General features: G+C 32.2%; 26 protein-coding genes. 4 read left to right on the forward strand and 22 right to left on the reverse strand.

All coding sequences use genetic code 11. From position 1 onward, the window contains the following. The 11 genes from atpB to HRU50_RS06250 all read right to left on the reverse strand — a co-directional run bounded on the left by atpB (position 1) and on the right by HRU50_RS06250 (position 9,617). Positions 1-1,119: a F0F1 ATP synthase subunit A gene (gene atpB, locus HRU50_RS06205; RefSeq protein WP_296349288.1), complete on the reverse strand. Its 1,119-nt coding sequence runs from the start codon at positions 1,117-1,119 to the stop codon at positions 1-3. An 89-nt stretch (positions 1,120-1,208) separates the two neighbouring features. Continuing rightward, positions 1,209-1,583: a DUF6168 family protein gene (locus tag HRU50_RS16030; protein ID WP_366927349.1), complete on the reverse strand. Its 375-nt coding sequence runs from the start codon at positions 1,581-1,583 to the stop codon at positions 1,209-1,211. A 1-nt stretch (position 1,584) separates the two neighbouring features. Beyond that, complete coding sequence (locus HRU50_RS06210; protein ID WP_296349290.1) at positions 1,585-1,794, reverse strand: AtpZ/AtpI family protein; 210 nt, start codon at positions 1,792-1,794, stop codon at positions 1,585-1,587. Continuing rightward, positions 1,772-2,200, reverse strand: coding sequence for a polymer-forming cytoskeletal protein (locus HRU50_RS06215; protein ID WP_296349291.1), 429 nt, complete (start codon positions 2,198-2,200; stop codon positions 1,772-1,774). The genes HRU50_RS06210 and HRU50_RS06215 overlap by 23 nt, the downstream gene beginning before the upstream one ends. Positions 2,201-2,211: 11 nt before the next feature. Then, entirely contained in the window at positions 2,212-4,854 is a 2,643-nt protein-coding gene (locus HRU50_RS06220; RefSeq protein ID WP_296349294.1) for a hypothetical protein, read from the reverse strand. 180 nt (positions 4,855-5,034) lie between these two features. After that, on the reverse strand, positions 5,035-5,754 hold the full coding sequence (locus HRU50_RS06225; protein WP_296349297.1) for an ABC transporter ATP-binding protein: 720 nt from the start codon (positions 5,752-5,754) through the stop codon (positions 5,035-5,037). 17 nt (positions 5,755-5,771) lie between these two features. Further along, entirely contained in the window at positions 5,772-7,250 is a 1,479-nt protein-coding gene (locus HRU50_RS06230) for a DUF5687 family protein (protein ID WP_296349299.1), read from the reverse strand. Between the two features lie 47 nt (positions 7,251-7,297). After that, positions 7,298-7,987, reverse strand: coding sequence for a hypothetical protein (locus tag HRU50_RS06235; RefSeq protein WP_296349301.1), 690 nt, complete (start codon positions 7,985-7,987; stop codon positions 7,298-7,300). Next, positions 7,984-8,625 (reverse strand): hypothetical protein, encoded by a 642-nt coding sequence (locus HRU50_RS06240; protein WP_296349303.1) that lies wholly within the window; start codon positions 8,623-8,625, stop codon positions 7,984-7,986. The genes HRU50_RS06235 and HRU50_RS06240 overlap by 4 nt, the downstream gene beginning before the upstream one ends. Before the next feature lie 2 nt (positions 8,626-8,627). Further along, the gene (locus tag HRU50_RS06245; RefSeq protein ID WP_296349306.1) at positions 8,628-9,281 is read right to left on the reverse strand and encodes a hypothetical protein; all 654 of its coding nucleotides are present in this window, start codon (positions 9,279-9,281) and stop codon (positions 8,628-8,630) included. A 3-nt stretch (positions 9,282-9,284) separates the two neighbouring features. Beyond that, positions 9,285-9,617, reverse strand: coding sequence for a PadR family transcriptional regulator (locus HRU50_RS06250; RefSeq protein ID WP_296349308.1), 333 nt, complete (start codon positions 9,615-9,617; stop codon positions 9,285-9,287). Positions 9,618-9,752: 135 nt separating this feature from the next. On the opposite strand from HRU50_RS06250, the gene HRU50_RS06255 reads away from it, so the two are divergent. Next, positions 9,753-10,811 (forward strand): ferredoxin--NADP reductase, encoded by a 1,059-nt coding sequence (locus HRU50_RS06255; RefSeq protein ID WP_296349310.1) that lies wholly within the window; start codon positions 9,753-9,755, stop codon positions 10,809-10,811. A 221-nt stretch (positions 10,812-11,032) separates the two neighbouring features. Here the strand turns inward: HRU50_RS06255 and HRU50_RS06260 are convergent, their stop codons facing one another. Further along, the gene (locus tag HRU50_RS06260) at positions 11,033-12,061 is read right to left on the reverse strand and encodes a glycosyltransferase family 9 protein (protein WP_296349312.1); all 1,029 of its coding nucleotides are present in this window, start codon (positions 12,059-12,061) and stop codon (positions 11,033-11,035) included. A 67-nt stretch (positions 12,062-12,128) separates the two neighbouring features. Further along, entirely contained in the window at positions 12,129-12,737 is a 609-nt protein-coding gene (locus tag HRU50_RS06265; protein WP_296349314.1) for a DUF4254 domain-containing protein, read from the reverse strand. Positions 12,738-12,811: 74 nt separating this feature from the next. Here HRU50_RS06265 and upp point away from each other — a divergent pair, with 74 nt between their 5' ends. Further along, entirely contained in the window at positions 12,812-13,471 is a 660-nt protein-coding gene (gene upp / locus HRU50_RS06270; protein ID WP_296349316.1) for a uracil phosphoribosyltransferase, read from the forward strand. Here the strand turns inward: upp and HRU50_RS06275 are convergent. After that, complete coding sequence (locus tag HRU50_RS06275; protein ID WP_296349318.1) at positions 13,460-14,377, reverse strand: DUF6427 family protein; 918 nt, start codon at positions 14,375-14,377, stop codon at positions 13,460-13,462. The two genes, upp and HRU50_RS06275, sit on opposite strands and share 12 nt — an antisense overlap. A gap of 80 nt (positions 14,378-14,457) precedes the next feature. Between HRU50_RS06275 and HRU50_RS06280 the strand changes: the two genes are divergently transcribed. Continuing rightward, positions 14,458-14,685, forward strand: coding sequence for a uracil phosphoribosyltransferase (locus tag HRU50_RS06280; RefSeq protein ID WP_296349320.1), 228 nt, complete (start codon positions 14,458-14,460; stop codon positions 14,683-14,685). Here the strand turns inward: HRU50_RS06280 and purD are convergent. Beyond that, a complete protein-coding gene (gene purD / locus HRU50_RS06285; protein ID WP_296349323.1) occupies positions 14,680-15,951 on the reverse strand; it encodes a phosphoribosylamine--glycine ligase in 1,272 nt (423 codons plus the stop codon). The two genes, HRU50_RS06280 and purD, sit on opposite strands and share 6 nt — an antisense overlap. Before the next feature lie 84 nt (positions 15,952-16,035). Between purD and HRU50_RS06290 the strand changes: the two genes are divergently transcribed. Then, the gene (locus HRU50_RS06290) at positions 16,036-17,349 is read left to right on the forward strand and encodes a phenylacetate--CoA ligase family protein (RefSeq protein ID WP_296349325.1); all 1,314 of its coding nucleotides are present in this window, start codon (positions 16,036-16,038) and stop codon (positions 17,347-17,349) included. Here HRU50_RS06290 and HRU50_RS06295 read toward each other — a convergent pair. The 7 genes from HRU50_RS06295 to HRU50_RS06325 form a co-directional block, all read right to left on the reverse strand. After that, positions 17,333-18,100, reverse strand: coding sequence for a glycosyltransferase family 2 protein (locus HRU50_RS06295; RefSeq protein ID WP_296349327.1), 768 nt, complete (start codon positions 18,098-18,100; stop codon positions 17,333-17,335). The genes HRU50_RS06290 and HRU50_RS06295 overlap by 17 nt on opposite strands. A 3-nt stretch (positions 18,101-18,103) precedes the next feature. Then, the gene (locus HRU50_RS06300; RefSeq protein WP_296349330.1) at positions 18,104-19,510 is read right to left on the reverse strand and encodes an exopolysaccharide biosynthesis polyprenyl glycosylphosphotransferase; all 1,407 of its coding nucleotides are present in this window, start codon (positions 19,508-19,510) and stop codon (positions 18,104-18,106) included. 52 nt (positions 19,511-19,562) lie between these two features. Next, positions 19,563-20,837: an undecaprenyl-phosphate glucose phosphotransferase gene (locus HRU50_RS06305; RefSeq protein ID WP_296350147.1), complete on the reverse strand. Its 1,275-nt coding sequence runs from the start codon at positions 20,835-20,837 to the stop codon at positions 19,563-19,565. A gap of 184 nt (positions 20,838-21,021) precedes the next feature. Next, on the reverse strand, positions 21,022-22,263 hold the full coding sequence (locus HRU50_RS06310; RefSeq protein WP_296349332.1) for an O-antigen ligase family protein: 1,242 nt from the start codon (positions 22,261-22,263) through the stop codon (positions 21,022-21,024). Then, on the reverse strand, positions 22,241-23,338 hold the full coding sequence (locus tag HRU50_RS06315; RefSeq protein WP_296349334.1) for a DUF1972 domain-containing protein: 1,098 nt from the start codon (positions 23,336-23,338) through the stop codon (positions 22,241-22,243). The genes HRU50_RS06310 and HRU50_RS06315 overlap by 23 nt, the downstream gene beginning before the upstream one ends. Further along, entirely contained in the window at positions 23,335-24,507 is a 1,173-nt protein-coding gene (locus HRU50_RS06320; RefSeq protein WP_296349336.1) for a glycosyltransferase family 4 protein, read from the reverse strand. Before HRU50_RS06320 ends, HRU50_RS06315 begins: the two co-directional genes overlap by 4 nt. Continuing rightward, complete coding sequence (locus HRU50_RS06325; RefSeq protein WP_296349338.1) at positions 24,507-25,181, reverse strand: acyltransferase; 675 nt, start codon at positions 25,179-25,181, stop codon at positions 24,507-24,509. Before HRU50_RS06325 ends, HRU50_RS06320 begins: the two co-directional genes overlap by 1 nt. Positions 25,182-25,198 lie beyond the last annotated feature (17 nt).

A 25,198-nucleotide genomic window follows, 5' to 3' on the forward strand; every position in this document is an offset into this window, starting at 1 on the left:
TTAATGGTGGTCGTGTTCTTCTACTGCCATACCAATAAATAATGCTGAAAGCATTGTAAAGATATACGCTTGTAAGAAGGCTACTAACACCTCTATTAATGTTATAAAAAATGATAATACTAAGGATAATCCTGTTGCACCTACAACAGTTAATTCGCTCTTTAGTGTAAACATAATCGCAATTAAACTCATTACTACAATATGCCCTGCCGAAATGTTTGCGAACAAACGCACAAGTAGTGAGAAAGGTTTAATTAAGAAATGCCCCGCTAATTCTATTATTGCTAATACAGGCTTAACAAAAACCGGAACACCTGGCATCCATAATACGTGACCCCAATAATCCTTGTTTCCACTAGCTGTATATATTATCAATGTAAAAATTGCCAAACATGCAGTTACCGCCAATTGACCTGTTACATTAAACCCAAGTGGTGTTAAACCTAATAAGTTCAATATCCAAATGAAAAAGAATACCGTTAATAAATATCCCGTAAAACGTCTGTAGTGTTTCTCACCAATATTTGGTCTTGCAATTTCGTCTCTCACATAAAGTACTAATGGTTCTAAAACACGACCAAAGCCTGTTGGCACTTGTTTTTTCTTGTACTGTTTAGCTAATGAAGAAAAACCTAAAAACATTAATAAGCCAACTAACAGCACTCCAAAAACACTTTTAGTAATGGATAAATCTAAAACTTTATGAGCATTAGTTGCATGATGATCTGCATCAAAAGCAACTTCAGCAGCACCTTCTTCTAACTCGTAAATTTTGCTGTGAATCTTTGTGAATTTAAGTCCCCCTTTTTCAACAATTACATGACCATTATCATCATGATGAAACTCAGAAGACATAAAGGTCACCAAACCTTCACTAGACCATACAATTACTGGTAATGGAAAACCTACATGTTTTCTTTGACCATCACTAGTGTAAGAAAACAAATGAAAATCATGAGAATCTTTAAGGTGATGAACAATATAGTCTTTTACTTCCTCTTTGGTGTCAACCTCTCCAGCATCATGAGAATTAGCCGGTTCTTTAGCCTGTAGCGTAAGTGATAACAATGCTAAAAGGGCAAACAAATAAGTTTTGATAGATTTTTGTGCTATTTTCATTTCTTTCTTTTGAAAAATTACGCTCAATAAATTCGGCGCAAAGGTACACAATTAATTACTATCTCAAACTCTTTTTTAATTTATTAATTTTAAAGCTTTTGATTTAAGATTTTTGAAATGAAAAACACCTCAAAAATTAATAGTGAAAAAAGAGGAATTAATAACGAAATACGCAACTTCATTGTCAATGGTTCTGTAAAAACTGAATCATAAAAAATCACACCAAAAAACGCCAATTTCACAACTACAGCAGCTAAATAAATAAAACCTAATTGATCTTTGATTTTTTTATTGCCACTTCCAAGTTTAAACAACGTGCAAATTATGAAGGAACTTACAGCGAAAAACATGTAGACATTTTTAAGACTATATGTCAAACTTTCGACAAAATTACTGTGTACTAAAAAAATCAGCACAGAAACTACGAGAAATGTAATACAATAGATGAGGATAGATTTTACCATTTTAGTCCTTTGATAATTTAATAACTTGAGAAATTACTAGATACATAGACAAAAATACCGCGAGCAGTGTTACAACAGATTCGTACTTGTCAGAATTATACTTTGTATCTAACCAACTACCCAACCAATTACCTGCATAAATAGTTAAACCCATTTGAAATGCAATACCTGTAAATCTCAAAAATTTATTAGGCCGTTTTTCCTTGTCCACTTGCTATGGTTTGAGAAGACTCATTGCTTAAAGATTTTACAGCACCTTTCATGCTACAAGTTGCATTAAATGTAGCTCCTGGTTCAACAGCAAGTTTACTAGTGTGCACTTCACCTTCAATATGTGCAGTTGACTTTAATGATAAGGTACCCGAAAGTATAAGTTTACCTGAAAACTTACCTTCAAAATCTGCATTTTCACCAACTAAAGTCCCTTTAATTAAGCCTGTTTTACCAACAACAACTTTTCCTGAAGTTTTTACATTACCTTCAATAGTGCCATCAATTCTAAATGGTCCATTGCTTTCAATATCACCAACAATCTTTGTGCCTTGTGAAATGATATTTTGTTGTGTGCCAGTTTCCATGGTTTTATAATTTTTGGATTTTGAATCTGAAGAAAACATAATCAGTTATTTTACTCTAGTTTTAAATATGCATTTAAGTTTTTATGACGTTGTATAATCGTATAGTTTGGTGAAGATATAGCGAAATATTCCTTAGTGATTTTTGGCTTAATCTTTCTTCCTCTTTTATCTTTTTCATCAGAACTTAACAGCTCTGCAAAACCTTTTGCTCCTTGTATACTTTTTAGCCCATGCACAACGATAAAAGTGGAACTTTCGTCATAGACATCTATAGAGGTCGTTAAATCAAAATAAGATATTTTCTTTTCAATTTCTTCTTCCAAAGTTTTCTTGAAAGCTTCTAAATCTTCATTTTCACTATTCTGAAAATGATAAATTACATTAAAATACTTTGGCTTATCATCTGAGATAAATTCCTTTTTTGCAAGCACAGGAATGGCATTCTGCAATAACTCTTGAGCCTTCTTGCCTTCATCAGAGTTGGCATAAGTTAAAGCAATATAATTGATACCTTCCTTATATGCTTCAAACCCATATAGTCTTCCTTTAGCCGATGTTTTTAAAATTTCAAACTTAGGCACAAAGTCATCACCTTCAAATCGCTTAATCTGTCGCTCTGTTTCAGCAATTACCTCAGCATAATTCTGTTCTTCAAACTGTTGATACAAGTTCTTGTAAATTGCTTCCGGACTATTTTCGTCTTTGGAAAGTGCAGCGTCTGGATTACTTAAAATCTCAGCATATCTCGAATCTGGATAGTTTGCAATAATGTCAGACTTCATAGCGTCTGCTTTAGAGGTTAATCCTAATTCAACATACAACTTATATAGATTGTATTTAGAAGGTAAAATTAGACGCTCTTCTGGATTATAAGTTAAAAGATCTTCAAAACGAGATTGAGACAATTCAAACTCACTAAATTTTTCTTTGTATAATATCCCTAATTGGTAATAGGCAAAATTGCGATCCTTAGCTATACTGTCTATTACAACTTCATCTGTTGGTAAGGATGCAATATAAGTTTGTGGGTCATATTCTTTTTCTGTACCTGTTATTTTTTCTGTCTCTCCTTTTTCCCCGCGTTCTAAGTCTGCACGATCATCAGACAGTCTCCAATTGTCTTGTAACTTGCGATCGCCCCATAACTTTAAAAACTCACTTTTGCCATATGCAACCGTAGAAGGATTATAAAAATAAAAATTGCTGGTATTTTTATTAGAAGGTAATCCTATAGGCATGGCTCCTTTGTTAGGACTTGTTCTTGAAATCGAATTATTCGTATTACCTTTTCCTGGTACATTTAGGGTATTTACTTGATTGTTTACACGACTATTGGTTTGATTTCTGGCCTCTATTTCTTTTTTCTTTGCTTCCTCAATTGCCTTCGCCTTTAAATCTTCGGCGTATTTAGTATATATTGCTAATTGCTCTTCCTTAGGGAGCTTTATCATTCTAAGAATACTATCATTTAATTGTGCGATATCCTCGTAATAGATAACATCATCTAAATTCTCACGCTTCTTTTTGATGGTTCTATATGACTTTGTGTTTTTTTCCATAGCAGTCATAGTACTATCATAATAAGCGCCGGCTGTTTTGTAGATGGTTCTATCAAAATACATATTGCCTAAGGTCTCATAATTGGTCGCTCTCAAATAATTATCTGTGGTTGTTTTTCTAAGTGACTTATTATAAAACACCTCTGCTAAACTGTCTGAAGCCTTCCCTTTATGATATTCAGCGATACGATGGAAAATTTTATCTAGGAATGGCCTATTTTCTCTGTTCTCGGAAAGTTCTGTCATGTACTCTTCAAATTCAATCTCACTTTCCTTAGAAGTAGGCTCAAAATTATATGATTTTTCAAGGTGTGCATTGATATAGAAGGCTCTAGGAATTTGTCTATGCATTTTTATTATTGCATCAAATTCCATATTTGCGCTATCCTTTTCTTCAAACTCGTTATAAAGTTGACCTTTGATAAAATGGAAGCGCGCCTTTTCGCTCTTTACCTTTGTGTTTTCGGCGGCAATTGCCAATTGTGGTATAGCACTATCTTTTGCCTTAATGTTAATATATGCTTGGGCTAAAGCCGCAGACGCATCGGCTAAATCCTGGCCTTCAATTATACCTTCTTCTTCTTCAAGTAAACGCTTTAGTCTTTTAATTGCAACCTCATTATTATCTAAACGCATGTTCGCTTTCTCGCGCCAAATTTTCACTTGGTTGATTTTATCACTTGTAGGATACTTGTTAAGGATATTATTGAATGCCGCTAGTGCAGGAACAAAACGTTGATCGTAGTACCTCGCTTTTCCTAATAACAAATAAGCCTCATCAATTTGAGGGTTTTTCTCTTTACCGTCAATATTCATTCCATGCTTTTGAATAGCCTTTATAGCCTTCTCTTCAGCAAGGTCAAAGTCTGGATTGTTCTTTTGTCCTGGTAAAAAAATATCATCTTCTACCTTCATTCGTTCAACAGGAAGTAATTCCCAGAAGTTCTCCGTAAACGCATCATTAACAGACAGCTTACCTCTATCTAATGCCAAATTTCCATTGTACAAGACATTATATTTTGTGCCTAATGCATGAAAATTTCTATTGATAAAGGTGTCCTTTTTTCTTGAACAACTTTGGGCAATTATTGCCACAATCAAAAGTGATAATAGATATTTTACCTTAAACTTCAACGTACGTTCTTTTTGATAAGTAAATAACTACACTATTAAGCTTTTAGTGTGCTAAGTGGTAAAAATAATCATCTTTTTGAAATAGAAGCTGATGTTGAATTAAAAATCCCTTTTACAATCTAGCTAAGACGCTAGGATGAAAAGGGAATTTTATTGAGTCTGCTTTATCTTTATAAAGCGTTATTCTTCTTCTGACGTTTCTAAATTACTAGCAAAATGAGCTTCTAATTCTTTAAGTGTTGTTGGGTTTGTTTCAAGGTCTTTTACAATGTTACCCTTTTCTAAAACAACGATGCGCTCACACACATCTGTTACATGCATAAGATCGTGACTAGAAACCATTACCGTTACACCTTGCTTTTCAGCTAAATCTTTTAGGATTTGCTTTAATCTAATTTGAGTTGTTGGGTCTAAATTTGCAAAAGGCTCATCTAAAATGATAACTTCTGGGTTTCCTATAAGTGCAGCAACTATCCCTGCTTTTTTCTGATTTCCTTTACTAAGATCTCTCAAATACTTTTTCTTGCCAATGATTTCTCCATTAAAGAAATCTTCGAACTTAGAAGTTAATGCATCAACATCCGCCTTATTTTGTCCTCGCAAATCACCAATAAAGTAGAAATACTCTTCTGGTGTCAAATAGCCTATTAAGAAACTCTCGTCTATAAATGCAGATGTAAATGGTTTCCAATCTTCACTCGCATCTACTGCGACGTCATTATTAGTTATCCTACCTGTAGATGGCTTAATAAGGTCTAATAATAAGCTGAAATATGTTGTTTTTCCTGCACCGTTATTTCCTACTAAACCAAAGCTTTGTCCTTTTGGAATAGATAATTCTTCAATGTTAAGAACCGTTGTTCCGTTATATGTTTTCGAAAGGTCTTTTGTATATATCATGATGTTGATGTGTAATATTAATTATCTTGACTAAACGCGTTAATCATTTTGTATTTAGAATCTAAATATTTTTTAGTGATGAAACTCATTAGTTTTTTATGAAACACAATGCCTGTAACTCCCATTATTATTAAAAGTGCTACAGCTGCTTCAAACCCTACTAGCCAATTCACTAATCCAAATAGTCCCATTGGTAATAGCATTAAAGGAAAACCAATGATCCATTGTACTGCCCCAGTACCTTGGTAATTAAAGGCAGCTTTTTTATCGAGATCAATTTTCTTCCTATTGAAAGATCCACCATAAAGAATGACATGTGAGTTTACCCCAATATTATAAATGGCTGCAGCAAAGTGTGCAATAAGTATTTTCCAACCGAAGTATACGTACGGTATACCAAGCACAAATAAAATAACAACACTCATTACCATAAGGATAAATTTAGAGCGCAAATATTGTTCGTACTTTATATTTTGACTCATTAACATTTTATAATAGCCACTATCCCAAGCTGGAATGAATTGCCCAAAATTGATTAAGAAAAATCCTGTTGAGAATACACCAATAAAGGCAAACATAAATTCCATATCTCTATACATGGGTTGCGGATAAAAGAACAAACCATACAGCAAACCAATGAATAACAACATGGTCATAGACTTAGTACGTTTATTTCGCCAAATAAGTTTTAGGTCTAACTGCATAAAAGGAGCGATGTCTCCAAAACGCTTTGTCCACGATAAATCTGCAGCTTTAACCTCAGTGACTTTAGATTTTAATGAACTGTCTAAAAACAATTTATCTTTTAAAATCTTAAAGTTATACATATAAAATATTGCTAACAGTAATAGTGGTATTAAAATGTAAACTGGATTATTGGAAATTGCTACTAAAGAATCACCAACTAAGGATTTCATTGGTAATACATTAAAATAATCTAAACCAAACAATGTGCCTGCCACAATTATTAAAGGCAAAAAGGACAAGTCTTTTTCTGCAGAAAATGCTTCTATTATAAAATTTAGAAAGTTGATAATTAGCACTACAATTATAACAGCAAACATCCATGGCAAAATGGCTGAAGCTGCATAACCATCTCTAATTAGCATAATACTAAAAGGAATTACAGCAAATAATGGTAGGAAGTTAAAGAAATTGAGCGCAGATTTTCCAAGAACAAAGTGCACAATTGTAGAGCGTTTAATTGGTAATGTAAGTAAAGGCTTTACACTCATAACAGGCAACTTTTGCAAAAAGAAGCGCATCATTAAATCTCCTAAAAACCAGAAGAACATAAAACTGTTTGCAACGACAAACGGATCTTTATCTGGTAATGCTTTTTTAAGGATGAATAGTAATCCAAACCCTAGACCTAAAAACATAACAACAAAGTATAAACCTAATAAGACCAGAAGAATATTAAGTGCTATGCTTTTTTGCCAATAAGAAGATCTAAAATATTGCTTCCACTCTAAGTTTAAAAAGTGTTTTATCATAGCTAAAGGTTGATTTTGATGTGTTAGTAGTCAATATACTCAGAATGTTACAAACAAAATTCTGGATATGTTTCGTTTAGTAAATCTTCAGCTTTATCTGGAATGAGTTGAAAACTAATATAATTACACAAGGTTAATAAGGTAAAAAGAACTGCTAAGCCTAGTACGTGGTAAATATTCTCAACAAATTTGTCAGTAATATTAAAGACGTTAAAAAGCTGAGACATAAAGACAAGTGTTATTGCTCCAGCTTGTTTATAAATCATCTCCTCGAGCATCCATTTTTTTTTAGATCGCTCTTTTCTTCGTCTAAATTGTCTATTTAGTTGTATGCCTTTATAAATACACCAAGCACCAATTAGTACATAAAAACTGAAAGCAAAAACAGCTACATAACTCGAAGAAAATGTGACATAATACAAACAAAAAAGACCTAAAGTGGTAAGTATTTGAGGAAGTCTAAACCATTGTTTTAGTTCTCGCCAAAAATAATTTCTATAGCGTTTCCCCATTACTTTTTGCCGTTGTTCAATCGCTTCCATAAAACCAAAAATGCCAAACTTTTTAAATGCGCTTTGTTTAGCATCTTCAAAACTTAGCTTTGGATTCTCCTTCCACATGCCTTCAATATCATTGGCAAGATGATCTACTAGCTCAGTTTGTAAATCATAATGTTCTACATAATGATTTCTTGTAAAAGCGTATAAGTCTTGTATTTGTGCTTCATTTAATGTCATGACATTGCAACTTTCATTTTCAATACCCTATTGAGTGCAAAACAATACACCTTATAACCCGCAAACATTACCACTAAAAAGATAGTCATAACAATAGGTAACCAAATATGGCTATATGCCTTTGGCAAAAACTGTATTGGTAAATTCAGCATAATAATGCCAAATGAGAAATAGAAAAAACCGTACTGCATATTTACTGACTTTCCTAATTTCTTAATTAAGGACTTTATAAGTTCAATAAGCATAACTACCATAGGCAAAGCAAATACAATGAAGGCCACTGTTTTTAACGCTTCGGGAAATTTAAAAGCTACCAAATAAAATATTAAATATAGCATTGCAACACCTATAAGATATTTTGGATTCTTAAGGCACTTTAATATCTCTTGAAAATGCATTTTTCTGTACATCTTGTTTGTATGCTTCCAACTTTGTATGTGCACAGTTTCTAAATTTCCATCCCAATTGGTATTCTTTAAACTTCTAAGAAATAAAGTTTCAAAATCAGCAGCACCAGAATAGTTTTCTATGTCAGACACTAAATGATCTACCATTTCAATTCTTACATCCCAATATTGAATGCCCTTTTTCTTAAGGTAATCATCTATATACTGTATTTGTGCTTTAGTAAGTTTCATTTCTAAATAGACTTGTAGTTTATTCTGTACTCATTCAATATTTGGTAGGTTAATTGCAATAACAGCATTGAAATGAAAACCATTATTGAAATAACTACCGATATTACAACGGAATTAGCAGTTTCAGTGCTAAAATAACCTCTGAATAGTATTCTAGATAGGTTTAAAATCTGAAAGAATACCATGTATACAAAAGCCATTCTTTCAATACCTGAAAAACGAGATATCTTGAAAATTCTTAGTGTTATCGTATATAGAATTAAAAAAGGAACAATTGAAGCAAATGGAAACCAATAAAATAATTCCACTAAATTTTCATGACCCTTTTTTGAAATTATTACAAAAGTAAAAACTACTAATGCAACAAATAATAAAATAGCCTTAGGTTTTATCATGAGTTTAAAAAGCCTTTTAAAAAGACCCTTATCTACATTCTTCAAAAATCTCTTATTACTCTCCAAAAGACTTGACTTATTGGCAACCATATAATCTTTAAAAACCGTATAAAAGTCTTCTGTGTTTTGCTCTCTCATTTCACTTTCAATAGCTGCACCAACATGGTCTATCATTTCCATTCTTATGTCAGCATAAAACACATCAGAATGCTCTAAATAGTTATCGATAAATTGTATTTGTTCCTTAGATAAGCGCTTCATCTATTAAGCTAATTTAGGACTAACTAAGGCTTGCATTGTTTTTATATACTCAGCAAGTTCATTGAGTTTATTTGCTGTTTCTTTGGTTCCGGTTTCTGTAAGTTTATAGTACTTTCTGAGTCTATTATCAACCTTTGCAACCTCAACATCTAACAAACCTTCAGCCTCTAGTTTATGAAGCGCAGGATACAAAGCGCCTTCTGTAATATTAAGTTCACCTTTGGTCAATGCTTTTACTTTCTGGGTAATTTCATAACCGTACATTTTATCTTGCTCATTGAGCAGTTTTAAAATGATGGTGTTTAAACTTCCTTTATATAATTTTGAGTTGCTCATAACACAAATATATACATAATTTTCTTATGCATAATTTTCTTAGGTATTACTTTAAGAAAATTTTATGTCTAATTGGTAGCTTCGAGAACCTCAGCTACCGCAGTATTTCATTATTTTTGCCAAAAAATAGTTGCAATGGCTCAATTTCATTCTTTAACAATAAAGTCTATAGATAAAGTAACGGATAAATCGGTTGCTATTAGTTTTGATATTCCATCTCATTTAAAAGAAGTTTTTCAGTTTAAAGCTGGGCAATACATTACACTAAAATCAACAATTAACGGTGAAGACGTAAGAAGAGACTATTCAATTTGTTCTTCTGTAACTAGTGGTGATATTACAGTTGGTGTTAAAGCTGTTGAAAATGGTACATTTTCAGTTTTTGCTAACACATCATTAAAAGTTGGTGATCGTATTGAAGTTGCCGAACCTAATGGACGCTTTATTTTTGAAGCTAATGCCGCCAAAACAAGAACTATTGCTGGTTTTGCTGCTGGTAGCGGTATTACACCAATTCTCAGTATTGCTAAAACACTATTAGAGGACGAACCGTTTAGCAATTTTATACTAGTTTATGGGAATAAATCTTTAAACGATGCCATGTTTATGAGTGAGCTCGTAAGTCTAAAAAACACTTATGGTAACCGTTTTCATTTACATTGTACATATAGTCAAACCCAAGAAGATGATGCACTTTTTGGCCGTATAGACAAAAGCACGGTAAACCTTATTGTAAAGAACAAATACCAAGGTGTTTCTATAGAAAAATTATATCTCTGTGGCCCTGAACATATGATACATACTGTAAAAGATGTGTTGCTTGAAAACGGCATCAAAGAAAAGAACATTTTGTTCGAGCTATTCACTGCTCCTACCGAAACGGAAAATACTTCGTCTACTGAAACTTTAGATGGTAACTCAAAAATTAAAGTTGTTGTTGACGATGAAGAATTTGAGTTTGAAATGTCTCAAGAAGAATCCATCTTAGACGCTGCTTTAAAACAAGATATTGACGCGCCATATTCTTGTCAAGGTGGCATTTGCAGCAGCTGTATTGCGAGAATCACTGATGGTGAGGCTACGATGAGGCAGAACAATATCTTAACCGATAGTGAAGTTGCTGAAGGCCTTATTTTAACTTGCCAAGCACATCCGACTTCTTCTACTATTGTAGTGGATTATGATGATGTTTAAATAAGTAAATAGGAAGAAAGGGATAAGGGATTAGTTTTCTTTGTCTTTATGAAATTCCTGCCTATGCAGAAATGACAAATACGTCAAATCGAGTTTTGGTTAGAAGCACACTGTGCAACAATTGAGATTTCTCATTTACTAGATTTAATAATTTCCAGATGCTTCGAGAACACTTCGATACTTCGACTGCGCTCAGTACAGGCTTATTCAGTGTGACATCATCACGATTGCGCAGGAATAATAGACTTAACTTTCTCTACGACCTCATCAGCAGAAATACTTCCTGCTGCATTGTCATAACCTTCTGGATATTTATTGCCGTAAATAGACGTTGGAATTAAAGGAAATTTATCTCTATTTGCCGTAAGCTGATGTTCTTCTGGTTGATTATATTGCACAAAGCCAGCAAACGGATGCGTAACTCCCCAAATGGTGATAACTTTTACACCATACATTGCTGCCAAATGCCCATTACCGGAATCCATAGAAAGCATTACATCTAAGTTTGAGATTAAGCTTAGTTCATCTTCAAAACTTAATTTTCCAGCAGCAGAAACTACACTTTGATGTTCCTTTTCTATTTTGTTTAAAATCGCCGTCTCTTCTTTTCCTCCTCCAAATAAAATGATATTATATTCTTTTGAAAGCTGTTTTATCACGTCTTTCATTTGGGCTAAAGGATACATCTTACCTTGATGAGCAGCAAAAGGCGCAATACCAATTGTCTTTTTACTAGCGTCTGTTATAAACGTTTTTAAGTCTTGAGATAAATCAACTTTACTAGGAAAACTCGGCTGAGATAAAACTAAAGGAAAACCTAAATTCTCAAACACATCAGCATAGCGTTGATGCGTCGTTTTTAGTTGTTTAAATTCTTTTCCTGATGTTAAAGCTTTCTTTTCGTGTCGACCTTTATCAATTTGAATTACCTTTTTTCCTGTGAAAAAAACCTTTAAAATTTTACTTCTTAGAACATTATGCAAGTCAGCAACTACATCAAAATTTAAGGCTTTGAGTTCTTTGGATAGTTTATAAAGTCCTAAAATACCTTTATGCTCTCCTTTTAAGTCCGCAGTGTAAACGCCAACATTCTTCAAACCTGAAAATAATGGTTTAAAAAATGCTCTGGTTACAACCGTAATTTTTAAATCGGGATATTGATTTATTAAAGCCTTAATAACAGGAACCGTCATAGCAACATCTCCCATTGCTGAGAATCGAAGGACAAGGATGTGTTTTGGCTTTAGCATTTATTATAGAAGAAAGCACCTAAACAGCACTTCGACTTCGCTCAGTGTGACCGTTTAGGATAACGAATTATTTCTGTCCTCTCAAAACAGGATTAAGCTCATCGTCATTGTACATTTTCATTTGCTTATAAACTTTCATGTACTTATCTCCATTGGCTATATCTGCTAAAAGATCGTCAATTGCTGTGCTTAAATCAGTTCGTTGCTCTAACAAAACATCTAATTTCTTTTGACAAGCTGCTTTATGAGCCGCTGTTGCATCTTCTCTTACCGTTTCTAAATGCATGTGGTAAATCTTAAGTGCTAAAATTGATAAACGGTCTATTGCCCAAGCAGGACTTTCAGAATTAATCTTTGCGTCTGACTTTGCTTCAACGTCTTTGTATTTATTTAAAAAATAACTGTCTATAAACTCAACTGTATCGGTTCTATCCTGATTAGAAGCATCAATCATACGCTTTAATTTTAACGCAGCTTCTGGCTCAATGTTTGGATCTCTAATAATATCTTCATAAGCCCATTGTACAGTATCAATCCAACATTTTCTATACAATAAATGCGCAATTACATCTTCATTTTTGTCATACTTATTCGTAAACGGTTGGTCTATAGTGTTTAAAACTTTATATGTCTTTATTGCCTCTTGAAATATACTGTTTGCCTTATCTGAAAACATAATTGATTAAAATTTTGGTAATGCAAATATACTTTGAATTATTAACTTAGCAATTCATCATAATACTTCTAATTATGCACATTCATGACCTATCTAAGAAGCCATCAATACTAAATACTTTTATTTCGGAAATTAGAGATAAATCGGTTCAAAAAGATAGTATGCGCTTTAGAAGAAATATAGAACGTATTGGTGAAATTTTAGGTTATGAGTTAAGTACATCGCTATCTTATGAAGCCCATAAAACAGAAACACCTTTGGGTATCTCTGAAACTGTTTTACATCAAAAAGATATTGTACTTTGTTCAATTCTAAGAGCTGGTGTGCCTTTACATAATGGGCTTCTTAACTATTTTGATGCTGCTGAGAACGCATTTATTTCAGCATATAGACAACACAAACACAACCCAGAAAGTTTTGATATTGTGGTAGAATATTTGGCTTGCCCAAGCTTAGAAAATAAAACACTCATTCTGGCTGACCCAATGCTAGCTACAGGACAATCTATGGTGGCTACTTTTGAAGCTTTAAAACCATTTGGAAAACCAAAAAGTGTTCATCTTGTTAGTGTGATAGGTGCTAAAACAGGTGTAGAATTTGTCTCGAAAGCATTTGATAGCGACACACATCTTTGGATTGCTACCATTGACAATGAATTGAACGAAAAAGGGTATATCATCCCAGGTCTTGGTGATGCAGGTGATTTAGCCTTTGGAAACAAATTACAGCAATAAGCTTATTATTGGAACCAAAAGTAGCAAGACAATAAAAATTTCTTTGAACCAACGTTCTGAAATGTCTTCGATATAATTAGACATAATTATAGAGAACGGCGCAAATAAAAATACAAACTCACTTCCATTTTTGTCCGGTGCTATAAATGCAATAATAAATGCCGAAATAGCCGCAAAAAACACAATAAAATAGGACGGTTTTAACCTTTTATTTTTATCTGAAAGGTTATTTAAATAATAAATAGAGGTCCAAATAAAAGCGACCACTAATACAGTTAATCTTATAATATTCTGTTTGCTATTATAGACAGTAAAATCTAAGCTGTAAGCAAAATCTAGATCTGATGACTGAAAATAAGTGTCGAATCTTACAATATTATATGCAAAAAGCAATACTACAACTGTACACGCGCCAATTATGGGCACAATGATATTTTTAACATTATTCTGTGAATAGTACATTAGAGCAACAATAACTATTAAGAAAAATAGAGTAGACCAAAGATAAAACAAGGTCGCTAACATTATCCAAAATCCTGCATCGAGAAACTTTTTCTTAATTGTGAGGTTAGAGTGTAAACTCAATAGGCGCCTTAACGCAAACAATACCAATAAATTAGCAATAAGCGCATTAGAATGATTAAATGCTTCTGGACATACACCAAAAAGTAACCCTAAGGTTAGTATTGCATAAGAATTCTTCTTTGATAGACTGTTTTTAGATACAATAAAGTCTAATATAAAAATGAAGAAAAGCGATACTCCTAATTTTAGAAACGTATTTGCTAATTCATTAAAATCAGTTGAAAACGAATTGTAATTAAAGATTACAAAAATCAAAATCATGTAAGCGGCAACAATAATAAAATTAATTGGCTTAGATTTTCTGAAGATAGTTGTAATCATTGATGGGTCTTTTAATACAGACTACGGTTGTATATTATTTGCTTTTTTGTACTTTTGTTGACGTAAATTTAAATAAAGTTATGAAAGATTTCTTTTACGGAATACAAGATTTATTTGTTGATGTATTATTCGCGCCACTTGATGCTCTTAGAGCATTAGAATTAGAGAACTGGTTTGCTGCAAACATGTTCTCATGGATTTTTATGGCTATTGGTTTTGTAGCATTTGTATATTGGATGATGCAGTTAGCTAAATTTAACGCTAACAATGAAGAAGATAAGAGTATTTCCTCTCATTCTTATTTATAAATCAAAACCAATATCTTTTCGATAATACATCTTATCAAAATGTAGTTTTTCTATGTTTTGGTAAGATTTTTTTATGGCTTCTTGGTATGTTTTTCCGTATGAAGTTACAGCCATAACACGTCCACCAGAAGTCACTACTTTGTCATCTTGCATTTTTGCACCTGCATGAAACAAAATTGAATCTTCAACATTTTCTATTCCTGTGATTTCTTTTCCCTTTTCGTAAGCTTCGGGATAACCGCCAGAAACCATCATAATAGTAGTTGCAGCGCGCTCATCTATTTCTATATCTACCTCAGCAAGTGTTTGGTTTGCCATAGCTTGAAAAATTTCAACCAAATCAGACTTTAATCTTGGTAGAACAACTTCAGTCTCTGGATCACCCATTCTTACATTATATTCAATCACTTTAGGGTCATCTCCTACTTTGATTAAACCTATAAAAATGAATCCTACATAAGGTAAATTGTCTTTCTTTAAACCTTCAACAGTCGGCTTTACGATTCTAGTTTCAATTTTATCTAAAAACTCTTGTGTGGCAAAAGGTACTGGTGATACTGCGCCCATTCCACCAGTATTTAATCCAGTATCTCCTTCACCAATACGTTTGTAATCCTTTGCAGTAGGAAGAATTTTATAGTCTTTACCGTCAGTTAATACAAAACAGCTTAATTCAATACCGTCTAAAAACTCTTCAATCACAACTTTGGTACTCGCATCACCAAATTTGGCATCAACCAACATGTTTTTAAGTTCAGTTTTTGCTTCTGCTAAATCGTTAAGGATTAAAACACCTTTTCCGGCCGCTAATCCATCTGCTTTTAATACATATGGTGGTTGTAATGTTTCTAAAAACTTATAACCATCTTCAACATTATCTTTTGTAAAACTTTCATATGCTGCAGTTGGAATATTATGACGCATCATAAATTCTTTTGCAAACTCTTTACTCCCTTCTAACTCGGCAGCCGCTTGTTCAGGTCCTATTACAGACACATATTTTAGTTCTTCATCATTTAAAAAGAAATCATGAACACCTTGTACCAATGGGTCTTCTGGTCCAACAACAACCAATTGAATGTCATTTTTTAGTACAACGTTCTTTATTTCAACAAAATCGGTAACTGAAATATTCAAGTTTTCAGCAATAGCATCTGTTCCTGAATTTCCAGGTGCAACAAACAGTTTATTACAATGTTGACTTTGTGCAATTTTCCAAGCAAATGTGTGTTCTCTTCCTCCAGATCCTAGTACTAAAATATTCATGGTTAAATTTTGTTTGCGCAAAAATAGTTGGTTTTAAATTTAAAAAGCAATTATTTTACATAAACCTTATTTGTTAGATATAGCTTGAATTTATTCGATTTTTCTTTAAAAGTAAACGGCTTTGATATTGATAAAGCAAAATCTACTTTATCTCAAATTCAAAAATTGAATTATGATGACTTTAGCACTTATCTCGAAACTCAAAAAAAGGTTATAGTAAACTATCATTTAGAGCATAATCCGTTTTATAAATCCTTTGGTAAAGATATAAATGTTGATGATTGGAATTCTGTTCCAGTAATGACTAAACGTCATTTGCAACAAACTATAGAACATCGCTTAAGCGAAGGTTACTCGACGAAAAATGTTTATTTAAATAAAACTTCAGGTAGTTCTGGTGACCCATTCATTTTCGCAAAAGACAAATGGTGTCATGCTATGACTTGGGCAGAAATTATGAATCGGTTTTCATGGTATGGTATCGATTTTAACACCTCAAAGCAAGCGCGTTTTTATGGTATTCCGTTAGATAAAAAAGGCTATTACAAAGAGCGACTAAAAGATTGGTTTAGTAATCGTTATCGGTTTTCGGTGTTTGATTTGAGTGATGTCGCTTTTGAAACTGCTCTTAAAAAGTTTGAAAAGACTTCTTTTGAATTTATCAATGGATATACAAGTCCGATAGTTCAATTTGCAAAGTTCCTGAAGCGAAAAAATATTGTTTTGACTTCTGTTTGTCCGAGTTTAAAGGTTTGTATTGTGACTTCGGAAATGCTTTTTGAAGATGATAAACTTCTCATGCAAACGTATTTTGGTGTGCCTGTGGTGAACGAATATGGTGCTTCTGAACTAGATTTAATTGCTTTTGAAAACACAAATGATGAATGGCAAGTTAATAGTGAAACACTTCTGGTTGAGGTTTTAGATAAGAATGATAATGTCTTGTCGTATGGTGAAGAAGGACGAATTGTAATTACCTCTTTTTATAACAAAGCACATCCGTTTATTAGGTACGATATTGGTGATATTGGTGTCTTGTCTAAAGAAAGTACAACTAGAAAACCTATACTAAAACAACTCACCGGAAGAACCAATGATATTGCATTGTTGCCAAGCGGAAAAAAAGCTGCTGGTTTAACCTTTTATTACATCACAAAAAGTGTTATTGAGAATGATGGTAATGTTAGTGAATTTATTATTGAACAATTAGCATTAGACCTTTTTAAAATCATCTATATAAGTAAAGAACCTCTACCTGAATCTCAAGAAGCATTTATTACTTCTGAAATGGAAAACTACCTAGAACCTGGAATAAAAGTTAAGTTTGAACGCGTCAAACAACTACAACGAACTAAAGCAGGAAAATTGAAGCAGTTTGTATCTAAGATATCTTCTTAATGCGTCTTCTTTTCACTATTAAATGCTCATAAAGGAACAAAATCATGTAAAAACATGATTTTATCATAGAAAACCCTAAACCCTTTCTGTAGGCTTTATAATTGTGTTTAATAAGTTTAACCTTATTTGATGACAATGAATCTTCAGAATTTCGATAATAAGCTAATGTATCTTGAAGTCCAACAGCTGGTTTACCACTTCTTTTAATGGCTTCTAACCATAATAGCCAATCTTGTCTTTTCTTTAAGTTTTTGGTAAAGATTTTTCCAAGCTTTTTAGCATTATATATTCCTGTTAGATTTCCGATATAATTGGCTTTTAATAGCTTTTTGTAGGTCAAGGATTCTAAAGCATTCACTTTTATATTGAGTGGATTCCCTTTGGTGTCAATCCATTCGTAACTACTGAAACAAACATCAGCTTTTTTTAGAGCCTCTAGTTGCAGTTCTAGTTTGTTTGGCAACCATAAGTCGTCGGCATCTAAAAAAGCGATGAAATCGCCTTTTGCCCTCTTTGTGCCAAAATTTCTTGCCACAGCAGCACCTTCGTTTTTATTATTTTTAAAAACCCTTATTCTTGGGTCTTTACTTGCTTCTTGTTTAGCAATTTCAAAAGTATTGTCTGAAGAAGAATCGTCAACTAGAAGTAGTTCCCAATTAGAATAGGTTTGATTGATTACACTTTTTATGGTTTTATTAATAACAACTTGGTTATTGTACATTGGTGTTATTATGGAAACAAGAGGATTCATAACTTAATAGGCTTTATCCTCACCTTTTACAATATTGATAAAGGTTTGAAATATGATTTTTACATCTAATAAAAGTGACCAGTTTTCGATGTAGAAAATATCATATTTCACGCGCCCAATAATATCCTTATCACTTTGCACCTCACCTCTATATCCACTGACTTGGGCTAATCCGGTAATACCAGGTTTCACGTTGTGACGTTGTATAAAGCTATATTTATTAATTTTTTTTGAATAGATGTCAGTATACATCGACATATGTGGTCTTGGACCTACAACACTCATTTCACCTCTTAAAACATTAAAAAATTGGGGTAATTCGTCCATGCTTGTTTTTCTCAAAAACTTACCAACTAAGGTCACTCTTTGGTCGCCAGGCTTCACATAAGATTCGTGATCTTTTTGATCCTCCATTTTTAATGACCTAAATTTATAACAATAAAAAACCTTATAATCAATTCCTGTTCTCTCTTGTTTATAAAATAAAGGGCCTTTGGAATCTATTTTTGTAATAATAAATAGAATTGGTGTTACCCAAGATAACACAAAACAAATTACGAAAAGAGAAAAAATAATATCGAAGCATCTTTTTATTGCCTTATTGATGTCGTCATTTAACGAGGCTCTCTGTATAGATAAAACAGGTAACACCCCAAAATAGTCTGCTTTAAGTTTCTTAGTTACAATTTCTGCATCTTTTGGTATAAACTTTATATTACTATGATTGATACTTGCATACTTCACAAGTTCATTGAGTTGCTTTTCGGTTAACTCATCAATAGCGCAAAAAATTTCATCAATAAAGGTGGCATTTTTAAGATATTCGAAGCAGTCTTTCAATGGTTTTGTTCCAAAAGCTGAATCACAGAAAACTTCATTTATTTTATAACCTAATTCTTTTTTATCCGTAATAATGGCCTTAAAGTTTTGAACACTTTTACCACACCCGATGATTACCACATTTCTTACGTTGCCTTTAAAATAAGATCTAAATGCCTTTAAAATGTAATAACTAAGAATCTTTCCAAATCCAATGGCAATAAAACAGATTACCAGATACCTTAAAGTGGTAAATGCTGATAAATCTATACTTCTGAATACACCAATAAAACCATAAATTATTATGGTATAAACAAAGAATTGCTTAATAACAAGCGAAAGAATGTTTAATAAAGAAGTGTATCTGTAAACCTTATAAAACCTAACAAAAAACGTGGATAGTAACCAAAAGCAAGAAGAATAAATAAAATATATTAAATGTTTATTCTTAAAAAATGGATCTGTAATAAAGTAAATTTCAGCATCACCAAAATCCAATAAATAGTAAGCAAAAACGTTAATTATGATAATATCATAAATAGTCAAGGCTGGTCTTATCAACCAAGAAAATCGACCTCTTCGGAATTCCATAATTTACATTTTAATTCTAAACGGAAATGAATATATAGTTATACATAATGCTCTAATAAGCTTTCTCATCTCCTCTAAACACATTTAAGATAGTGCCAATAATTATATTTAAATCTAATAACATAGACCAATTCTCAATGTAAAAAACATCATATTTTGTCCTATTTACTATATCTTGATGTGTTTGAATTTCGCCACGATAACCTTTTACTTGGGCTAATCCTGTAACACCTGGTTTTACAAGATGTCTTACCATATACTTGGAAATTTTTGTGGCATAAATTTCATTTTGTCGCCATAAATGTGGCCTAGGACCAACTACAGACATGCTTCCAAACAATACATTAAAAAACTGCGGTAATTCATCAATGCTTGTACGTCTAATGAACTTTCCTATTTTAGTTACTCTAGAGTCCCCTTTTGTTGCAGATAATTCAGTATCGGTATTTAAAGTCATAGATCTAAATTTATAACATCCAAATCCCTTTTCTTTTATTCCTGGTCTATCTTGTCTAAAGAAAATTGGACCTTTACTTTCGAGCATAATCAAAATTCCTAAAATAGGTATTAACCAAGATAATATGAAACAGATTATAACCAAAGAAAAAACAATGTCGAAGACTCTCTTGGTTAATGCATTAAGTTGGTCGTCTAGAGGTATTTGCCTTAGTGATAATACTGGAGTAATATCATAATAATTCAGTCTGAGGTTCTTAGAATAAATATCCTCTTGTGATGGAATAAACTTAAGGCTTACAACATTATAATCACAAAAATCAATGAATTTCTTTATCTCTGAACTACTTAGTTTTTTAAGTGAACAATAAACCTCGTCTATCTCTTCTTTCTTTATAAAATTAAAAATCTTTGAAACGTTTTCTTTTTCGTCTTTTCTCTTTTTATCAAAAACACCGCTTAATCTGTAACCATATTCCAACTCATTTTCAAAAAAGCCCTTTAAACGTTCTGTTGAACTATCATCACCAACAATAATTACTTTTCTAAAATTACTACCTGTAATTATTCTATACTCTCTCAACAATAGGTAAATCAGAATTCGCCATGATATAAAAACAACTAGTAAAACGAATGAAAATTTTAAAAGTACAGAGTTTTGTATGTCTATTCTATCAAAATATATATAGCTGATAACTAACAATACATAAACAATAATTTGTCTTGTTATTATTGAAATGATTTCGGTTATTTTGGTATAGCGATATACGTTATAAAAAGAGAAAACTATAGAAAGTGTGATCCAGAAAATTGTGAAATAAATGGTGTCATCGAAATTTGATTGTAAAAGGTAAATTGAACAACAAGTCACCAATAATAAATCGAATAAATAAATTATCGGTCTAATCCACCTTGAATAACGCCTTTCCTTATGTTGTTTAGATTGCAAGTATTTCCTATTGAAGCATCATTAACGGTCGTAAAAATAGGAATCTTTTTTAGTTTAGTTAAATATTATTCAAATCCTGAAATAATATTTATTATTAGCATAAGATTTAAATATGTTTTTTAGCGTTGAATGCTTGAAAACCGATGAAAATACAATAAAATATTACAAACAAAAAGAGTCCTCTTTGTCTCCATAACACAGCCTCAGTACAAAAGATTAAAGTCATTATTAAACCAAAAGTAATAATTGCAAAATTTGCACTTTTAATTCCTTTAGACAGTAATGCAAAAATCATCAAGAATAGAATTAATAATCCAATGATTCCCAATTCAGCAACGGTTTGTGCATATTGGTTATGGTAATTATAACTATGAAACCCAGGATAAGTGTTAAAGGCTTCGTGGCGTTTTTTTATATTTTCTTTAGACGCAAAAAGACCAAATCCTTTAAAAAATATTGCGTCTTCTTCAAGTTGTTCTTTTAAAATTCTTAACTGCAATAGTCTAATAGAAGTTCCTGTCCAATAGTATGCTTTTCCAAAGATGTCCTTTTCAAAAACTTGATCAATTCTTGTTTTGGTTTCTTCTTCAATTCGATTAGACAAAACAATTGTGCCTATGATCATTGTAGAAATTATAACAATTAAAGAAATAAAAATTGTTTGCTTATTAAACCTTTTAAAATTCCTTACAAAAAGCAATCCTAAACAGATAATATATCCAAATATTAAAGTTTTAGAGGAAAGGAGTAGTAGGAGACCCGAAAAAAATCCTATTTGAACTTTATCAAATTTACTCTTATTCTCTTTACATATTAAAAGCAATACACCAATTACATAAAATAGTGACACATAAATAGCGTTTAACTCGAGTGGTGACACTAACTCGTGATATGTAAACACATTTATCTCATTTGAATCTATATATTTGATAGCCGCAGTTATTAGAAAAAAGATGCCTATAAGGAAATTAGAAATGGTGAAAATCTTTAGAACTTTTAAATACGCTTTAGAATCAAACCTAGCAACGAAGATAAAACCAACAGGCACTAATATGAGTACAAGCAGTCGCCCAAGACCTTTTAATGTCTGTGCTGAATCTACTGACCAAAACAATGATAAAACACAAAAGAGGTAAAATAAAATTGGCAGAAACAACCGTTTATCTGCTATTTTAATTGATTTTTTTAAAGTTTTATTGATTACAGCATGTCTTACTGAAAGTATAATGAAGGCCCCAACAAATAAACTACTTAAAAAGTAACTCAACAATAGCGTAGATAGGCACAATCCTAATGGATATGCCAAAAACGCATGAGAATTAATATCAATTCTTTTTAGAGCATTCATGTAAAAAGTCTAAATACTTTTTGTTTATAATATCCCAAGTAAATTCATTTTCTATCTTTTGAAATAAATTTTCAATCTTATCTAAATAATCTTCCTTTTTTAAGTTATCAATCACTTTCTTTACATCGTTTTTATCATCAAAATAGAACGCATTTTCTTGTAAAATGGATTTAGTAAATTCATTGTTATGAGCAATTATAAAAGCGTTTGAGGCCATGGCTTCCAGAAGCGACGGATTTGTACCTCCAACCGAATGACCATGAAAATACAACTTAGAAAAATACCTCAGGCTATTTAGGTGTTCTAGATTGTAAATTCCTCCCATAAAACGAATATGTTCACAATCCTTAAACTTGTTCTTTAAATATGAACCAAACTTATTTACATCATGCTTTCCTACAACTAAAAATGGTGTTTTTGTTTTGGCTAAAGCTGCACCATCAAGAATGACTTCCAAGTTGTTTTCTGGTTCGAACCTAGCAATTAGCATATTATAATTATACTTTTCCACATTATAGTGTTCTAACACACTTATGTTAGGACTTTTAAATGGTTCAGCACCATAAGCAATATACTCTGATTTTGCTTTATACTCCTTCAACAAATAGTTTTGAATCCCAATTGAATCTGAAATTAAAAAATCACTTGATTTTACCGCTAACTTTTCAGCGTATTTTAGAAACTTTTGAACCGGTGGCGAGTACTTTGTACGTTTCCATTCTAGACCGTCCATATTACTAACGATAACAGGCTTTTTTGGTAATAGTCTATGCCAAATAGTATTACTCGTATATCCTAACTGTAGTAGTACGTCAAAATCCCTTTTTCTTGAATCCATAATACAATTGTAATCATAGATAAATTGACCAAAAGTTCCCACCTTATGTTCTGGGTCATAACAATGAATAAGCTTTACACCTTTAAAGGTTGGTTCTTTATATTTATGGTTACTAGAATTATACACGTAAACATCGTGTCCTTTTTTTGCTAAATAGACTGCGAAAAACTCAGTAAATTGTTCAAATCCGCCATAGTGATTTGGTATACCGCGTGTTCCTAGTATTCCTATTTTCATTTCTTGTCCTCTAAATTTTCATAAATTTCCACAAAACTATGAATGTGTTTGTCAATTGAAAAGAATTTATTCGCCCTTTTATATCCAGCTTCACCAAAACTTAATAAAGCCGCTTCATTAGTTACTAATTTTTCTATTGTATTTTTTAAACTAATAATATCATTCGGTTTAAAAAAGTACCCTGTTTCACCGTCCTTAACTATTTCTAATAAGCCACCATGCTCAGCTACAATTAAAGGCTTCTTAGAAAGCATTGCCTCCAGAGCTACTAAACCAAAAGGTTCTGGTTCTTTAGAAGGTATTACGCCAACATCTATGGCATCCCAAACAGGCCAAATCTCTTCCTGGAATGGTACAATCTTACAACTATACTCAAGTTTTAACGTTTTTATTTGCTTATTTAGTGCCTCAACCAAATATTCTTGGTTTGGTGGTGCCGATCCTACAAAGACAAGTTTTAGGCTAGGGTAATTCTGATTCAATTCACTAAAAGCTTTCAATAATAAATCTTGTCCCTTCCATTTACTTATTCTTCCTACCAGTCCAAGAACAATATTTTCTTCAGTCGCATAAAATAATTCTTGTCTTATTTGATGTCTTTTATTCTTATCAAGAAAATCTTTTTCTCTTGAAACTGCATTTAAATTAACTTGAGATATTTTCTTTAAACCTTCGTTGTTTTCCGTTAAAAAATTCATTGAGGCCTTTGAATTAAAAACCACTTTGTCAGAGAAATAATTAACAATTAAAGGGTAAGCGTTCTTTACAACATCTGGTTTTCTAATAATCTCATGAACATGCCACACGTGTTTAATACCATTAAACTTTGCGTAAAAAGCCCCGAGAAGTACGGCTAAGGTGTTTGAGTGTACAATATCAATTGTTGTTTCGCCCAAAGCCTTCTTTAAACGTTTACACAAAGGATATATAGAAAAGAGTAGTGCTATTAACTTGTGAGGCTTAAACACTTCTCTTGAAATTTTTATCACCGGTAAGGTCAACACCTTAATCCCATTCTTAATTAATAATGATTTTAAAGGGCCATCATTAGGAAGTATAACAATAACATTAAAACCAGGTTTTTTATCAATAGCTTGAACAAGATCCAAAAGTGTTTTATCTGAGCCATATAGCTCGGCGGCTTGATGAATGTAAAGGATTGTTTTCATTATAAAGCCTTTATCACTTTTGCAGGAACTCCACCAATAATAACATTTTCTGGAAATATTCCGTTTACAACTGCACCTGCAGCAACAACAGAATTATTACCTACGCTACATCCGTCAAGAAAGGTAACCTTAGATCCAACCCATATATTATCCCCTAACTTTATCCCTTTAGATGTCACTCCCTGCTCTCTGATAAGTTTGGAACTATCGCTAAAATTATGGTTCTCAGAGTGAAAACTTATATATTGACCCATAATGACATCATTGCCTATTTCTACACCGCCAGAACATCCTAAATAAGAATACTCTCCAATTGCGGAGTTATTGCCTATAGATAATCCTTTTCCATATTTAGACATATGACTTGTTGTACTTATTGTGGAATAAGCTCCTATCTTAACAACTTCACCGAATGTTATTTTATCTTTTGAGTAACAATCAATTTTAACGTTTCTCTCAATAGTACATGATTTACCAAAAGTGAAATTTTTTGTGTTTAGGATATTGACCTGTTTACCTAAGAATATTTTTCGTCGAGTTTTAATAAAACCACGAACAACCATTACAACTCTTCCAAATACAAAACTACAAATTAGTCTATCAGGTATTGCGGTATCGACAACGTATTCTTTACCCGAACTAATCAATAATTTTTGAAATAACTTCTTTAGCATATTACAATTTTAGCGCA

The sequence above is a fragment of the Winogradskyella sp. genome (assembly GCF_013213835.1).
In the GTDB taxonomy this organism is placed as follows: Bacteria; Bacteroidota; Bacteroidia; order Flavobacteriales; family Flavobacteriaceae; genus Winogradskyella.

Coding starts and splice junctions, on each gene's coding strand:
- HRU50_RS06265 (WP_296349314.1), bottom strand. CDS start 12,737: ATGTTTTCAGATAAGGCAAACAGTATATTTCAAGAGGCAATAAAGACA.
- HRU50_RS06310 (WP_296349332.1), bottom strand. CDS start 22,263: ATGAATGCTCTAAAAAGAATTGATATTAATTCTCATGCGTTTTTGGCA.
- HRU50_RS06320 (WP_296349336.1), bottom strand. CDS start 24,507: ATGAAAACAATCCTTTACATTCATCAAGCCGCCGAGCTATATGGCTCA.
- HRU50_RS06245 (WP_296349306.1), bottom strand. CDS start 9,281: ATGAAGCGCTTATCTAAGGAACAAATACAATTTATCGATAACTATTTA.
- HRU50_RS06325 (WP_296349338.1), bottom strand. CDS start 25,181: ATGCTAAAGAAGTTATTTCAAAAATTATTGATTAGTTCGGGTAAAGAA.
- HRU50_RS06230 (WP_296349299.1), bottom strand. CDS start 7,250: ATGATAAAACACTTTTTAAACTTAGAGTGGAAGCAATATTTTAGATCT.
- atpB (WP_296349288.1), bottom strand. CDS start 1,119: ATGAAAATAGCACAAAAATCTATCAAAACTTATTTGTTTGCCCTTTTA.
- purD (WP_296349323.1), bottom strand. CDS start 15,951: ATGAATATTTTAGTACTAGGATCTGGAGGAAGAGAACACACATTTGCT.
- HRU50_RS06295 (WP_296349327.1), bottom strand. CDS start 18,100: ATGAATCCTCTTGTTTCCATAATAACACCAATGTACAATAACCAAGTT.
- HRU50_RS06215 (WP_296349291.1), bottom strand. CDS start 2,200: ATGTTTTCTTCAGATTCAAAATCCAAAAATTATAAAACCATGGAAACT.
- upp (WP_296349316.1), top strand. CDS start 12,812: ATGCACATTCATGACCTATCTAAGAAGCCATCAATACTAAATACTTTT.
- HRU50_RS06280 (WP_296349320.1), top strand. CDS start 14,458: ATGAAAGATTTCTTTTACGGAATACAAGATTTATTTGTTGATGTATTA.
- HRU50_RS06275 (WP_296349318.1), bottom strand. CDS start 14,377: ATGATTACAACTATCTTCAGAAAATCTAAGCCAATTAATTTTATTATT.
- HRU50_RS06240 (WP_296349303.1), bottom strand. CDS start 8,625: ATGAAACTTACTAAAGCACAAATACAGTATATAGATGATTACCTTAAG.
- HRU50_RS06260 (WP_296349312.1), bottom strand. CDS start 12,061: ATGCTAAAGCCAAAACACATCCTTGTCCTTCGATTCTCAGCAATGGGA.
- HRU50_RS06255 (WP_296349310.1), top strand. CDS start 9,753: ATGGCTCAATTTCATTCTTTAACAATAAAGTCTATAGATAAAGTAACG.
- HRU50_RS16030 (WP_366927349.1), bottom strand. CDS start 1,583: ATGGTAAAATCTATCCTCATCTATTGTATTACATTTCTCGTAGTTTCT.
- HRU50_RS06225 (WP_296349297.1), bottom strand. CDS start 5,754: ATGATATATACAAAAGACCTTTCGAAAACATATAACGGAACAACGGTT.
- HRU50_RS06250 (WP_296349308.1), bottom strand. CDS start 9,617: ATGAGCAACTCAAAATTATATAAAGGAAGTTTAAACACCATCATTTTA.
- HRU50_RS06315 (WP_296349334.1), bottom strand. CDS start 23,338: ATGAAAATAGGAATACTAGGAACACGCGGTATACCAAATCACTATGGC.
- HRU50_RS06235 (WP_296349301.1), bottom strand. CDS start 7,987: ATGACATTAAATGAAGCACAAATACAAGACTTATACGCTTTTACAAGA.
- HRU50_RS06300 (WP_296349330.1), bottom strand. CDS start 19,510: ATGGAATTCCGAAGAGGTCGATTTTCTTGGTTGATAAGACCAGCCTTG.